This window comes from Citrobacter sp. RHBSTW-01013 (assembly GCF_013781985.1).
Classification (GTDB): Bacteria; Pseudomonadota; Gammaproteobacteria; order Enterobacterales; family Enterobacteriaceae; genus Citrobacter; species Citrobacter braakii.
In genome coordinates, this window is sequence record NZ_CP056185.1 from 4,414,755 (window position 1) to 4,428,421 (window position 13,667).

Annotated in this window: 13 protein-coding genes; 6 read left to right on the top strand and 7 right to left on the bottom strand. The window is 53.9% G+C overall.

Annotated elements, in window-relative coordinates; genetic code table 11:
- Positions 1-220 precede the first annotated feature (220 nt).
- From HV350_RS21170 to HV350_RS21185, 4 genes are all read right to left on the bottom strand, one after another.
- A complete protein-coding gene (locus tag HV350_RS21170; RefSeq protein WP_046275086.1) occupies positions 221-1,285 on the bottom strand; it encodes a DUF2955 domain-containing protein in 1,065 nt (354 codons plus the stop codon).
- A complete protein-coding gene (locus HV350_RS21175) occupies positions 1,275-2,342 on the bottom strand; it encodes an HlyD family secretion protein (RefSeq protein ID WP_046275087.1) in 1,068 nt (355 codons plus the stop codon). The genes HV350_RS21170 and HV350_RS21175 overlap by 11 nt, the downstream gene beginning before the upstream one ends.
- Positions 2,343-2,347: 5 nt before the next feature.
- A complete protein-coding gene (locus HV350_RS21180; protein ID WP_046275088.1) occupies positions 2,348-2,812 on the bottom strand; it encodes a MarR family transcriptional regulator in 465 nt (154 codons plus the stop codon).
- A gap of 148 nt (positions 2,813-2,960) precedes the next feature.
- A complete protein-coding gene (locus tag HV350_RS21185) occupies positions 2,961-3,125 on the bottom strand; it encodes a DUF1127 domain-containing protein (RefSeq protein WP_080859414.1) in 165 nt (54 codons plus the stop codon).
- Positions 3,126-3,302: 177 nt separating this feature from the next.
- On the opposite strand from HV350_RS21185, the gene HV350_RS21190 reads away from it, so the two are divergent.
- On the top strand, positions 3,303-4,715 hold the full coding sequence (locus HV350_RS21190; RefSeq protein ID WP_047358390.1) for a PLP-dependent aminotransferase family protein: 1,413 nt from the start codon (positions 3,303-3,305) through the stop codon (positions 4,713-4,715).
- 51 nt (positions 4,716-4,766) lie between these two features.
- Here HV350_RS21190 and HV350_RS21195 read toward each other — a convergent pair whose 3' ends face one another.
- Positions 4,767-5,258: an Rpn family recombination-promoting nuclease/putative transposase gene (locus tag HV350_RS21195; protein WP_181629268.1), complete on the bottom strand. Its 492-nt coding sequence runs from the start codon at positions 5,256-5,258 to the stop codon at positions 4,767-4,769.
- Positions 5,259-5,488: 230 nt separating this feature from the next.
- On the opposite strand from HV350_RS21195, the gene HV350_RS21200 reads away from it, so the two are divergent.
- From HV350_RS21200 to mdtM, 3 genes are all read left to right on the top strand, one after another.
- Positions 5,489-6,304: an AraC family transcriptional regulator gene (locus HV350_RS21200; RefSeq protein ID WP_181629269.1), complete on the top strand. Its 816-nt coding sequence runs from the start codon at positions 5,489-5,491 to the stop codon at positions 6,302-6,304.
- A gap of 48 nt (positions 6,305-6,352) precedes the next feature.
- The gene (locus tag HV350_RS21205; RefSeq protein WP_181629271.1) at positions 6,353-7,003 is read left to right on the top strand and encodes a LysE family translocator; all 651 of its coding nucleotides are present in this window, start codon (positions 6,353-6,355) and stop codon (positions 7,001-7,003) included.
- Between the two features lie 323 nt (positions 7,004-7,326).
- On the top strand, positions 7,327-8,568 hold the full coding sequence (mdtM, locus tag HV350_RS21210) for a multidrug efflux MFS transporter MdtM (RefSeq protein ID WP_080859421.1): 1,242 nt from the start codon (positions 7,327-7,329) through the stop codon (positions 8,566-8,568).
- Positions 8,569-8,660: 92 nt separating this feature from the next.
- Here the strand turns inward: mdtM and metC are convergent, their stop codons facing one another.
- Both metC and HV350_RS21220 read right to left on the bottom strand, forming a co-directional pair.
- Positions 8,661-9,851, bottom strand: coding sequence for a cystathionine beta-lyase (gene metC, locus HV350_RS21215; RefSeq protein WP_016155600.1), 1,191 nt, complete (start codon positions 9,849-9,851; stop codon positions 8,661-8,663).
- A gap of 30 nt (positions 9,852-9,881) precedes the next feature.
- Positions 9,882-11,114, bottom strand: coding sequence for a dicarboxylate/amino acid:cation symporter (locus HV350_RS21220; RefSeq protein WP_003019196.1), 1,233 nt, complete (start codon positions 11,112-11,114; stop codon positions 9,882-9,884).
- Positions 11,115-11,334: 220 nt separating this feature from the next.
- Between HV350_RS21220 and HV350_RS21225 the strand changes: the two genes are divergently transcribed.
- Both HV350_RS21225 and HV350_RS21230 read left to right on the top strand, forming a co-directional pair.
- On the top strand, positions 11,335-12,261 hold the full coding sequence (locus HV350_RS21225; protein ID WP_016151563.1) for a LysR family transcriptional regulator: 927 nt from the start codon (positions 11,335-11,337) through the stop codon (positions 12,259-12,261).
- A 75-nt stretch (positions 12,262-12,336) separates the two neighbouring features.
- Positions 12,337-13,617: a DUF445 domain-containing protein gene (locus tag HV350_RS21230; RefSeq protein ID WP_016151562.1), complete on the top strand. Its 1,281-nt coding sequence runs from the start codon at positions 12,337-12,339 to the stop codon at positions 13,615-13,617.
- Positions 13,618-13,667 lie beyond the last annotated feature (50 nt).

Consider the following 13,667-nt stretch of genomic DNA (forward strand, 5'->3'; position numbering starts at 1 on the left):
ATTAAATATGTTCATAAAGTCACAATTATTAAAATTCAAAATATTTATAATTCATACATCTTTATTTCTCGAACAAATAACTCGTATTCTGAATAATTAGATAACGGGGAAGCAGCAGGCAATCTGAAAACACCCGGTGGCACGACGCTTACCGGGTCTACAAATTCTGCGTCTCATAGGCCGGATAAGGCGCAGCCGCCATCCGGCATTCACTCCCCACTCACTCGGTAATCACAAACCGCGTCGCGGTAAAGCAGTTCAAAACCCGGTGTACCAGAAATACCATCGTTAGCGTTGCCACCAGCGCGACGGTAACAGAGGTGATGCGGTATAAATCGCTGAACACCAGATCGCTGTCCGGATGCAGGTTCTGGCCGAACATAATCCCGATGGTGGTGATACTGGCAAAACCCACCCCCGCGCCGACTTTTTCCATTACGTGCAGGCGGGCGCTGAACGCCAGCCCGAGGCCGATCAGCGGCATCATCAGCAGCATATGGTTGCTGAAATCATAGATAAGCAGTTGCACCAACAGAATATACAGGCAGGCCAGCACCACGCCGACCACGCGCCAGAGCGAGCTCAACACCGCGCCGCGATAGTGCATAGGAAACAGGATCAAAATGCCCGCCATCAGTGCCGACAGCGAATCGCTCAAATCACAGATCTGGAAGATAACAAAAATCATCGTCGCCACCGTACCGGAAAGCAGCGACTCGTGGCGCACCCGGGTGGCATCTTTCTCGATGCGCGGCGGTAGCTGGCGGGGTTCCACGTCCGGGATCAGATAATGCAGCAGCGCACTCAGCGCCACCGCCATGATGCAGGCTTCCATATTGGAGAACATCAACGTGTGCCAGTTGGTGGTGGGATAGCTCATAAAGTTGAGCATCGTGCTCTGGCACACCACGCCCATCGAACCAAGCAGAAACAGCGGTCCTTTGCTCATCAAGCGAAAACGCATCACATACAGGCCAAACACCACCAGCGTCATAATCAGCGGCCACTGTGAGAGATAGCCGACGATTAGCACCATTTCGACACAGTTCACCGCCGCGCTGAACACGAACTGTTTTGCCACATGGCGGTTGAACACCGGCACCAGCGACAGCAGCATCAGCGGATAAACCACAAAAAATACGCCGTACTGTACGTTGTAGAAGGTCGAGATACTCAGTGCTATCGTCCCGGCAACGGAGATACGCAAGGTCTGGCGAAAATCATTGGCGGTGTAGACAATGTTCCCGTGCGGCGTAAAGACGTGGGCCAGAGTGTTAATAGACATAATGCAGCCAGCTGACGAGGTGGATCTGCGCCCCGGCAAAGGTACGGGCGAACATCCCCTCGCTGTTATACAGCTGCACCGTGGCGCGCGCCCCGGTCGGTAACGGCGTGTCGAGCGGTTCATTCAGTGCTACGTGAATGCGCATACGCTGGGCATCGCGCACCCAGCGGGTGGACTGTTCCGGTTGCGACAGCAGACCGTTAACCTGTTCCTGACCCGCCAGAATACCGGCATCGCTGCTGGTGACGCGGGCAGAGAAAACTTTGCCCGGCAAGGCGTCGAACACCACGGCGGCATCGGTATCTACCCGAGTGTGGCACAGGCTTTTCTCGCGAAAGTCGGCCACGATATCGGTCTGATGGCTGACCAGCGCCAGCAGCGGTGTGGCCGCGGTAGCGTAAAGTCCGGGACTAAGCTGAAGGTTACTCACCGTACCGTCGGTCTGTGCATACACTTTGCTCCAGCTGACGTTCAGCTGTGCCTCTTCCAGCGCATTACGGTATTTTTGCAGCGTCACGTTACGCTTGTCATCGCGCTCGCCGCGCTGGATCAGCAGGTTCTGAATGCTGGCATTCAGCGCCGCCACCGACTGCTCGCTGGTTTGCCAGGCGGTACGCACCTTGTCAAGATCGGATTGCGACACGTTCTGCATGGTGGCCAGGCGCTGATAGCGGTCAAAGGTGGTCTTATCGTTACGGGCGCTGAATTGCGCGGTACGCAGGTTGGCGCGCGCGGAGGCTATCTGCGCATCCAACTGTTGATTGCTCAACTTCGCCTGCTCAAGGGCGATTTGCGCAGCCTCGACCTTATTGATAAACGGCGTCGGATCCAGTTCGTACAGCAAATCGCCCTTCTTCACCAGGCTATTATTGTGTACATGCACCTGCGAGACGTAACCGGATACGCGTGAGGAAACGGGCGTTACCACGCGCATCACCGTGGAGTCCGGCGTCAGCGGGATCCAGATATCGGCAACGATAAACCAGGCGAATATTACCAGGAAAGCGGCAATACTCACCCTTACCCAACGGGCAAATTTTTGTTCTGGGGTCATCATAGTTTTTAGTGTTGATTGTCTTCTTCGCGGATTCTCCGCAAATTGCAGGCGAGTTGATTTAAGGTCGCGCTGAATGAGGCAAGCTCCGCTTCAGGAATGGTGCAGGTGACGCGATGTTGATATGTCTCAATCACCCGGTTAAGTTCTTCAAGCCTTGAGCGGCCTTGCGCGGTCAGCGTTAGCAGACGGATGCGTTTGTCATAAGGCGATGTGGAACGCAGCAGATAGCCCTGCTTTTCCAGCTGCGAAAGGGTGCGCATCAGCGGCGGCAGTTCAATGCCCTGCATTTGTGCCAGTTCACTGACCGAGACGTTGTCTCCCAGTTGATACAGTTGCATCAGTACCGTCCAGCTTGACTGCGTCAGGCCAGTATCAGTGATGGCAGCATCAATAATGGCCCGCCACTGACGTACCACCATAGCCATGCGCATCCCCATCGGACGGCGGGCAAACAGTTCATCTTCCGTCATCTTACTTTCCCCTCATCGCTGAGAAGAAAATAATTCTTATCAGGGTAAGTATCAAGAAACAGACTATCCAGAAGCATGAATTGATAAATATTGTGAATATAAAAGAGGCTGGGGCGATAACCCCCCAGCTTCTGTCGATGGAAGAAAATCACTCCACCTGATCGCGTCGCAGCCCGACGTCCCGCAGCCGCTCATTACTCATCTGTTGCAATACGCGCCGCGTTTGCGCCCGTAACCGCCACCCCTTATATGCCCGCCAGATCAGAACAAACCCAATAAATGGCTGCTTTGCTTTATTCTCATGAAATTCCATACCTTGCCTCCCCGCCTTGTCTGAGGTTTTATCTTCACGGATTTGGCCCTAAGCAATACAGACTCACAAAGTACTTTTATTTAACATACAGATTGGTTAAAAAGAGTTCTGCATCGCTTTTTTCACGCCAATCTGTACTGGTTTTTTAATCTGTATGGTACCCATGAGGGATACAGCATGACGCGTTATCAACATCTGGCCAATCTGCTGGCCGAACGCATTGAGCAGGGGTTGTATCGCCATGGCGAAAAACTGCCCTCGGTACGTAACCTGAGTCAGGAGCACGGGGTCAGTATCAGCACCGTCCAGCAGGCGTATCAGATGCTGGAACAGCGACAGCTGATCACCCCGCAGCCGCGTTCCGGTTATTTTGTCGCGCCGCAAAAAGCGCTGCCGCCCGTACCGCCGATGTCACGCCCGGTGCAGCGTCCGGTCGAGATAACGCAGTGGGATCTGGTGCTGGATATGCTAAAAGGGCATAGCGATAAATCTGTGATCCCCTTCAGCAGCGGCGCGCCAGATGTCAGTCAACCGAGCCTGAAACCGCTCTGGCGCGAGCTCAGCCGCGTAGTGCAGCATAATCTGAAGGCGGTGCTGGGGTACGACAAGCTTCCCGGCAGCCAGGATCTGCGCCAGCAGATCGCCCGTCTGATGCTGGACAGCGGTTCAGTCCTCAACGCCGATGATATTGTGATAACCAACGGGAGCCAGAGCGGAATGTCGCTGGCGCTGCTGGCGGTTTGTCAGCCAGGGGACATTGTCGCCGTTGAATCCCCCACCTACTACGGCACAATGCAGCTACTGCGCGGCCTGGGGATCAAGGTGATTGAGATCCCAACCGATCCGGATACCGGGATCAGCATTGAAGCGCTGGAGCTGGCGCTGGATCAGTGGCCGATCAAAGGCGTGCTGCTGGTTCCCAACTGCAACAACCCTCTCGGGTTCATTATGCCGGATGCGCGTAAGCGGGCGGTGCTCGCCCTCGCCCAGCGTCACGACATCGTCATTTTTGAAGATGATGTGTATGGCGAACTGGCCACAGAGTATCCGCGCCCGCGTACGATCCACTCCTGGGACAGTGACGGCCGGGTAATACTCTGCAGTTCGTTTACCAAATCCGTAGCCCCAGGACTGCGCGTGGGTTGGGTGGTTCCCGGTCGCTATTACAACAAACTGCTACACATGAAGTACGCCGTCATTGGTACTAACGTTCCCGCTACGCAGCTGGCAGCAGCCTCCTTTGTGCGCGAAGGTCATTACCATCGGCATATCCGGCGTATGCGCCAGATTTATCAGCGTAATATGGAGATCTACACCTGCTGGGTACGGGAATATTTTCCCTGTGGGATCTGCGTCACCCGACCGAAAGGCGGCTTTATGCTGTGGGTCGAGCTGCCGCTCCAGGTCGATATGGTCTGCGTCGCTAAGCAGCTCTGTCGCCTGAAAATCCAGGTCGCACCGGGATCGCTGTTCTCCGCATCCGGAAAGTATCGCAACTGCGTACGCATCAACTGCGCGTTACCGCCAAACGAGAAGCATCAGGAAGTGATGCAAAAGCTCGGCGAGGCGGTAAAGATGGCGATAGAGTAAACCGGACCGCCCGGTGGTTCCGGGCAGGCGATTATGCGATTTAAGTCATATCTAATGACTTAAACCCTGAATATCTTCTGCGGAAAGCCGGGTAATTTTTTGTACCGTGCAGATATCAATACCGTCTGCCAGCATGGTGTGGGCAATACGGAGCGCCTCATCACGTCGCCCTTCTATAAGCCCTTCTTGTCGTCCTTCCTGTAACCCTTCCAGCCTGCCTTTTTGTAGCCCTGCCTCATGCAATCTGTCGGCGATCGTCATCAAGTGCTCCTTATGCTGCGGTGAACGTTCGGCAACCTCACGAATAAACTCACTGAATCGAGGTGCATCGCCAGTTCGTAAAATATAATTAAACAGCGTCTTTATCTGGCTGTCATTAGTCAGTCCGGTAAGTAGCAGGGAAACAATTTTCTCGACCAGCCCCATAAGTTCGCGCAGCGAAGCGGGAAGATGTATTTGTAGAAAATCCCGAGCTGTCTCAGGGTGGCGCAAAAACGTTTTAAAGACCGCATCATGCGGGGTGGAAGTCGGTGCTTTGTTCATGGCGATCCATCACCTGGAAATAAGATGCCGTGACTGTAGCGCTGGTAAACCACACCCTCACCTGTAACTTTCTCTCTTTGCGAGACGATTTCCGGGATAAAAACGCCCCTTTGTAACGTCTGCATTTGTCTGGAACGCATCACGCAGAATCACGACCTCAATGCACATTCCCGCTTTTTCACCGCAGGGCCTGTGCTATAACAAGTCATCACTTTCATGGAGGACACGATGTGACGCATACCCGAGATATTCCACAATCGTTCTGGCGTGATGAGCAACTGCCGTGGCTGGAGCTGCGCAGCACCTGGCGCAGCCAGCAGGCCTATAAGCGCCATCACCACTCTCAGCTCTCGATTGGGGCAATTCTCGAGGGAGGAACCTGCTGCCTGTGCGATGACAAGGAATACCATCTGAAGGTGGGCGATCTCATTGTGATCCCACCACTGACACCTCACAGCTGTAATCCCGTCAACGGGCAATTTCGCAGCTATCACATGCTTTATCTTGATACCCGGTGGTGTCTTGCCCATCTGCCTGCGCTGAACAGCAATCAACGGCTTTGCACGCGCACTCCTGTTATCCGCGATCCGCAATTATTCCAGTGCTACATGCACCTTGTGGCGCTCATGCCGCAACGGCAAACGACGCAGATAACTGATGCTGCACAAGCATTGCTGCGCTCGCTGCCATTGCAGTCGGTAACACCTGAAAACCTAAGCGTCACCAGCCAGTATCTGCGCAAGCGGTTGCAGTCCAGTCTGCTCTCCCCACCCTCGCTGGATGAGCTGGCAGATGAGTGTCACATGCGTAAAGAGACGCTGATTCGGACCTTTAAGCAGGATACCGGGCTGACGCCGGGAAATTATCTGAACATCATGCGGATTGACTATGCCCGTCAGCGGCTACGGGCCGGGGACGAGATTGTCGATGTCGGCTACCAGAGCGGGTTTGCCGACCAGAGCCATTTCCATCGCACCTTTGTTCGCTACACAGCAGCCACACCGCGCCAGTACGCATTGGGACGATCAATATCAGACAATAATTAGCGTTGCGTCAGGCGTACGCTGATCTCTGATTCATTTTCTGAGGTCGCTATGTCGCCGCTTGCTGAACTTTTTCCGTCTGCTTTTCCCGCGCTGGCGCTGGCGCATTTTGTTGCACTACTCAGCCCAGGGCCGGACTTCTTTTTACTGGTCGGTTACGCCGTACGTTACCGGATGCGCGGCAGCGCCGGACTGTGCGTGGGGATCGCCATTGGCAACGGGCTGTATATTCTGCTGGCGATTATTGGTTGGGGGATTCTGCGCCAGCTTCCCCTGCTGTTTACGGTTATTGAGCTGCTGGGCGCGCTCTATTTATTATGGATTGGCAGCCTGCTTATACGCAGCCGCCCGCAAACCCTGACCGGAGCAGACGCCCAGTCTACCTGTCCAGGATTTGGTAAACAGCTGCTGCTGGGATTAGGTTCATCGCTGCTCAACCCAAAAAATGCGCTGTTCTATCTGGCGCTGATGACCGCCCTGCTCGGCCCGTCGGTGACGCTGCTGCAACAAACCATGAGCGGGATCTGGATGACCAGCGTGGTGTTGTTCTGGGATCTGCTGATCGTGATGTTCATCGGCTTACCGCAGATCCAGCGACGGTTAACCAGAAGGATATTGTGGATCGAGCGTATCGCCGGCGGCGTATTGATCATCTTCGGCAGTGCGATCGCGCTGCGGTTTCTGCAGAGCGTCACTTTCTGATAAGCGTGACGATTTTCTGCAAATAAAGCGGATAAACTCGTTTAATTAATATCCAATCCGCATTACACTTTGGGTGGCTATTATCCATTCAACCAATTCTTCCCGAGGTGCGATGTGCTGATTGTTACCTGTAATCGTTACGTTTTCTGACTCGAGTCTGAAAACGTTTCTCCTGTTTGCGCCTCGCGCAGGCAGCGTTTTTGATTACATGAAATTCAGTACATTTGCAGTCTGCTTTTTTCTGTCATCGGTCTGACGTCTCAAAGACGGTATTGAATTTCGCTATTCCCGTTGAGGGTTTTCTCCCGAAAAGGAGCTGTTTTATGCAACGGATTCTCGCGTTTTTCTCCCAACGCACCACGACGCTATTTTTTCCTGTCGCGTTGATTTTATATGACTTCGCCGCTTATCTGTCGACGGACCTGATCCAGCCAGGCATCATCAATGTGGTGCGTGATTTCAACGCCGACGTCAGCCTGGCCCCCGCTGCGGTGAGCCTCTATCTGGCTGGCGGCATGGCGCTGCAATGGCTGCTGGGACCGCTCTCCGACCGGATTGGCCGTCGACCGGTGCTGATTGCGGGGGCGTTAATCTTTACGCTCGCCTGCGCTGCCACGCTATTGACCACCTCAATGACGCAATTTCTGGTCGCCCGATTTGTACAGGGCACCAGCATCTGCTTTATCGCTACCGTTGGCTATGTCACGGTGCAGGAGGCGTTTGGGCAAACGAAGGCCATTAAGTTAATGGCGATAATCACCTCCATTGTGCTGGTTGCGCCAGTTATCGGCCCGCTCTCCGGCGCAGCGCTGATGCACTTTGTACACTGGAAGGTCCTGTTCGCCATTATCGCCGCCATGGGGCTTATCGCCCTGATAGGGCTAGCGTTAGCAATGCCGGAAACCGTTAAGCGCGGCGCGGTGCCGTTCAGTGCACGCGGCGTACTGCGTGATTTCCGCGACGTTTTCCGTAACCGGGTGTTCTTGTTTGGCGCAGCCACGCTGTCGCTAAGCTATATCCCGATGATGAGCTGGGTGGCGGTCTCGCCGGTGATCCTGATCGACGCTGGCGGTATGAGCACATCAGAGTTCGCCTGGGCGCAGGCACCGGTGTTTGGCGCGGTGATCGTCGCCAATATGGTGGTTGTTCGTTTTGTGAAGGATCCAACCCAGCCACGCTTTATCTGGCGGGCGGCCCCCATTCAACTGAGCGGACTGGCGGTGCTGATTGTCGGCAATTTGCTGTGGCCGCACGTCTGGCTGTGGTCGGTGCTGGGAACCAGCCTGTATGCGTTTGGCATTGGTATGATCTTTCCGACGCTGTTCCGCTTTACGCTGTTTTCCAACAACTTACCGAAGGGTACGGTCTCGGCGTCGCTGAATATGGTCATCCTGACGGTGATGGCGGTTTCTGTCGAAATCGGACGTTGGCTGTGGTTTAACGGCGGCAGGATTTCGTTTCATCTGCTGGCGGTTGCGGCGGGTATTGCTGTCGTCTTTACCCTGGCAGGCTTACTGAAGCGGGTTCGCCAGCATGAAACAACAACGTTAGCCACTGAAAACTAACCTGCCGGATGGCACTGACGCTTATCCGGCCTATGTCGTAGTGATAGGCCGGATAGGGCGCTTGCGCCGCATCCGGCAACCATCACATTATCTTAAGCAATGCGCGCAAACCCTGCTTCCAGATCGGCAATCAGGTCGCCAATATCCTCAAGGCCAATATGCACCCTGACCAGTGTGCCGCTGAAATCTACCTCTCCGGCTGGGCGAATGCTGTTCAGCTCTTCTGGCTGATTCGCCAGAATAAGCGACTCAAATCCGCCCCACGAATAGGCCATATGGAACAGCGAGAAGTTATCGAGGAAATTCGCCATCTGCTCGTCGGTCAGTCTCTTTTTCAGCACAAACGAGAACAGGCCTGAGCTTCCGGCAAAGTCACGCTGAAAATACTCGTGCCCCGGGCATTCCGGTAATGCCGGATGATTCACCCGCGCCACTTCCGGCCTTGCCGACAGCCAGCGGGCAATATGGATACTGCTCTCCTGATGCTGCTTAAGACGTACCGCCAGGGTGCGCAATCCACGGCTGCCGTTGTAGGCCGTATCAGCATCCAGAGTTTGTCCCATCAAATAGGAGTTCTCGCGCAGACGATCCCAACAACGCGCGTTGGACACCGCCGTGCCCAGCATGCCGTCCGAATGACCGATGGTGTACTTCGTTCCCGCCTGAATGGAAATATCCACGCCATATTCCAGCGCTTTGAACAGCACACCCGCCGCCCAGGTGTTGTCGATCATAATGACAATCTCCGGATTAACCGCGCGGATAGCTTTCACCATCCCCGGTACATCCTGGACTTCCATGGTGATCGAACTTGGCGATTCGAGGAATACAACTTTCGTTTCCGGACGCAGAAGATCAACGATACCAGCACCAATCAACGGATCGTAATACGTTGTTTCCACATTGAATTTACTCAGGATCTTATTGCAAAAATCCTGGGTTGGCTCGTAGGCCGCGCCCGTCATCAAAATATGATCGCCACCCTGAACAAACGCAAGAATCGCATTGGTCACCGCCGCAGCGCCGCACGGGTAAAGCGCGCAGCCAACGCCGCCTTCCAGTTCGCTCATTGCCTTCTGGAAGGCAAAGTGGGTGTAGGTTCCGCGACGACCGTAAAACAGCTCGCCATTTGCGCGATTGGCGGTGGCGAATTTTTTGTCTTTCACGGTATCAAACACCAGCGAAGAGGCGCGCTGGATAACCGGATTCACCGCTCCCTGGGTGTAGCGTTTGTCGCGACCCGCAACAACCAATTGCGTCTCAAGCTTCATTGCGTCTTTCATAACATCTCCTGTTCTTAATCCGTGTGAAACCTATACCACCGCAGCAGTAGAGTTTATTTCAGTGTTGGTCTGCTTTTTTCCAGCGAACCGTTCAACAATCTGCGCCGCATTCAAATCATGGATAACGTTAATCAGTGTGGCAGGCGCATCGGTAATCGTGCCCAGCACTACCAACATCGGGATCGCTTCCATTGGCAGGCCCAGCGTAGTGACGATAAAGATTTCACCGAGGAATGCCCCGCCCGGTACGCCGCCGACGATAATGGCGGAGAGCACCGCAATCAGCATGGTCAGGAAGAAGGTCTCGGTGGTGAACTCCATGCCCAGCACGGAATAGATAAAGACAATTTTCAGCGCGGCAATCATCGCCACGCCACCTTTGTTCAGGTTAACCAGTAGCGGAATGGAGACATCAACGATTTCCGGGTTAATCCCCATCGCCTTACCGGCACGCAGCGTTACCGGGAGAGTCCCCAGCGAAGAGCAGGTTCCCAGCGCAGTCGCAGACGGTTCAATCGCATTACGCCAGAAGGCTTTGACCGCCGGAATACCGCCGCCAATATACGAATAGAGAATCGAGCCAAAAACAAAGTAGACCAGCGTGGCCACCATGAACAGGCCGATGGCGCGAGCAAAGGTCAGCAGCAGTGCAGAGTCCTGACTGGCCATAGTGGCAGCGAAATAGCAGCCCAGGCCAATCGGTGCGACCTTCATAATGATCGAGACGATCTTCATGATCACGGTATTGGCATCTTCCAGCAGCGACGCAATGCGCTTACCGGCCTGATCCGATTGACCAATCGCCACACCAGCAATAATCGCCATCACAATCAGCGCCAGAATATTGGACTTAGAAAACAGTCCGATAAAGTCGCTGGTCGTGATCATGCTGACAAAATCCATCTTACCGCTGCCCGCCTGCACCGACTGCGAAAGATCGATAGTGACGCCCTGCGCCGGGTTATACCATAGCGCCAGCGCGACGATCCCGGCGGCCGGAATAAAGGCCATTGCGATCGAAACAATAAAGATAATCGCCATAATGCGCCCCAGCCTTTTCAGGTCGGTCATGCTGGCGATCGAAGACATGACGCTGATCCCCACCAGCGGCACAATAATCATAAATAGCAGATTTAAGAATATCTGGCCGATTGGCTGGAGTTTACTTGCAAACGAGGGGGCATAAATACCTAATAAGCCGCCAATCACCAGAGCAACTAATAAAATAATCGACGATCTGTAGGGTTCGAGTCGTGACCACATAATCGGTAACCTTTAGAATAATATTTAATGAGATTAAATTCACAATGTGATGAGTTTCCGTTTCGCCTCCTTTTATTTTGTGACGTAACTCACCTAAGTTGTTATTTTTTCATTTTGCCAGCAAGTTGTTTCCTGTGATTCAATAGTTGCATGTTTAAAACGCGAATGTAACGGCCTATTCGTACCGTTTTTGCAAATCACTTGTGAATAAAAGGAAACTATGAGTACGCCGATTTCACTCAAGCATCTGGAGTTTTTCATTAAAATCGTCGACTGCGGAGGATTGTCAGAAGCCGCGGCGCAGCTCAACGTCTCGCCATCTGCGGTCAGCAAAAGCCTGGCGGCAATGGAAGATACGTTAGGCACGACATTAATTAAACGTACCACCCGCAGTATTACCCTGACCGATGCCGGGCAATATCTCTTTAACCGCGCCAATAAGCTTTTGAAAGAATTCGATGAAACGCTGAATACCACCTCCGGTTATTACCACAGCCCGCAGGGTGAATTACGCATAACCTGCTCAATTGCGTTTGGTTATTCCCGGCTGGTGAACCTGGTGGATAAATATCGTTCCCAGTTCCCAGATGTGAATCTGTATATCGATCTCAACGATAACTTCGTGAATCTGAACGAAACGGATTTCGACATCGCCCTGCGAATCTCCACCGCACCACCGCAGAACTACGCAATGCGCAAGCTGGTGCCTGTCCGCTGGGCGTACTGCGCCTCACCCGGCTACCTTGCCAAAAAAGGCATGCCCCAGCGTCGTAGCGATCTGGTCAATCATGATTGCCTGGTTTATCCAGGTCTCACGCCGGTGCTGAAGGTGGCGGATGAACAGGATCGTCTGCATCAGTTAAAACTGCATATGCCTATCCAGGCCAACAGCAGTCTGGTATTGCTGAAATCGGTGTTAGAAGATCAGGGAGTGGCGTATTTGCCCACCTATCTGATTGGCGATCATATTCAAAAAGAAGAGATAACGCCGCTGATGCTCGACGGCACCATCACCTGCGAAACCCACGCCCTGTATGCGCTCTATTTTCCCAGTAAGTACAGCAATCCGAAGGTGCGATCGTTTATCGATTTTCTGGTGGCGGAACTCGGCCCCTTACCCGCCTGGGACAACTGGATCCCGGAGTAAGCTTTGCTCGTCTGAAAATGGGAGGCGCTCCACATTTTTTGCGCGATCCCCCCGTCTGGCTCTATCCTTAAGCCTATGAATAAAATTGCTGAACTCAAACGCGCCAAGCGACTGGCGCTCTCATTGCTGCTGATTGCCGCCGCTACCTTCGTCATCACGCTGTTTCTGCCGCCTAACTTCTGGGTGCTCGGGATCAAAGCGATCGCCGAAGCGGCGATGGTCGGCGCGCTGGCGGACTGGTTCGCCGTGGTGGCGCTTTTTCGTCGGGTACCAATCCCGTTCATCTCGCAACATACGGCGATTATCCCGCGCAATAAGGATCGGATCGGGGAGAACCTTGGTCAGTTTGTGCAGGAAAAATTTCTCGACACCCAGTCCCTGATCGCCCTGATCCGCCGCCATGAACCGGCGTTGTTGATCGGTAACTGGTTCAGCCAGCCGGAAAACGCCCAGCGAATTGGCCAGCATCTGCTGCAGATCATGAGCGGTTTTCTCGAACTCACCGACGACGCCCGCATTCAGCGGCTGATCAAGCGGGCGGTGCACAAAGCCATCGACAAGGTCGATCTCTCCGGTACCAGCGCGCTGATGCTGGAAAGCATGACCAAAAACAATCGCCATCAGGTGTTGCTCGACACATTGATCGCCCAACTTATCGCCCTGCTCCAGCGCGACAGCTCGCGGGCGTTTATCGCCCGACAGATCGTGCACTGGCTGGAGACCGAGCATCCGCTGAAAGCGAAGATCCTGCCGACTGAATGGCTGGGCGAGCACAGCGCCGAACTGGTGTCTGATGCCGTTAATTCCTTACTGGATGACATCAGCCACGATCGGGCGCATCAGATCCGCCACGCCTTCGATCGCGCCACGTTTAAGCTAATCGATAAGCTCAAACACGATCCGGAGATGGCCGTGCGGGCCGAAAGCATGAAAAACTATCTGAAGGAAGACGAAGCCTTCAACCGTTATCTTGGCGAACTGTGGGCAGACCTGCGCCAGTGGGTGAAAACCGACATTAACGCTGACGATTCGCGCGTGAAGCAGCGCATCGCCAGCGCCGGACAGTGGTTCGGCGAAACACTGGTTGCCGACAGCGCCCTGCGCGCCTCACTGAATGGGCATCTGGAGCAGGCCGCGTATAAAGTTGCGCCGGAGTTCGCCACCTTCCTGACGCGCCACATCAGCGACACGGTGAAAAGCTGGGATGCGCGCGATATGTCGCAGCAAATTGAGCTAAACATCGGCAAAGATTTACAGTTTATCCGCATCAACGGCACGCTGGTCGGCGGTTCTATTGGGCTGGTGTTATATCTGTTGTCGCAAATTCCTTCCCTGCTGACGCTGGCGAATTTTTAAGGAGAAAGTAAAATCCCTGTTTTTACTTTACTTTTCATTATCATTTGCAC

Excerpts from the sequence above, each read along its gene's own strand:
- HV350_RS21170 (WP_046275086.1), bottom strand. The coding sequence starts at position 1,285 with ATGTCTATTAACACTCTGGCCCACGTCTTTACGCCGCACGGGAACATT.
- HV350_RS21175 (WP_046275087.1), bottom strand. The coding sequence starts at position 2,342 with ATGATGACCCCAGAACAAAAATTTGCCCGTTGGGTAAGGGTGAGTATT.
- HV350_RS21180 (WP_046275088.1), bottom strand. The coding sequence starts at position 2,812 with ATGACGGAAGATGAACTGTTTGCCCGCCGTCCGATGGGGATGCGCATG.
- HV350_RS21185 (WP_080859414.1), bottom strand. The coding sequence starts at position 3,125 with ATGGAATTTCATGAGAATAAAGCAAAGCAGCCATTTATTGGGTTTGTT.
- HV350_RS21190 (WP_047358390.1), top strand. The coding sequence starts at position 3,303 with ATGACGCGTTATCAACATCTGGCCAATCTGCTGGCCGAACGCATTGAG.
- HV350_RS21195 (WP_181629268.1), bottom strand. The coding sequence starts at position 5,258 with ATGAACAAAGCACCGACTTCCACCCCGCATGATGCGGTCTTTAAAACG.
- HV350_RS21205 (WP_181629271.1), top strand. The coding sequence starts at position 6,353 with ATGTCGCCGCTTGCTGAACTTTTTCCGTCTGCTTTTCCCGCGCTGGCG.
- mdtM (WP_080859421.1), top strand. The coding sequence starts at position 7,327 with ATGCAACGGATTCTCGCGTTTTTCTCCCAACGCACCACGACGCTATTT.
- metC (WP_016155600.1), bottom strand. The coding sequence starts at position 9,851 with ATGAAAGACGCAATGAAGCTTGAGACGCAATTGGTTGTTGCGGGTCGC.
- HV350_RS21220 (WP_003019196.1), bottom strand. The coding sequence starts at position 11,114 with ATGTGGTCACGACTCGAACCCTACAGATCGTCGATTATTTTATTAGTT.
- HV350_RS21225 (WP_016151563.1), top strand. The coding sequence starts at position 11,335 with ATGAGTACGCCGATTTCACTCAAGCATCTGGAGTTTTTCATTAAAATC.
- HV350_RS21230 (WP_016151562.1), top strand. The coding sequence starts at position 12,337 with ATGAATAAAATTGCTGAACTCAAACGCGCCAAGCGACTGGCGCTCTCA.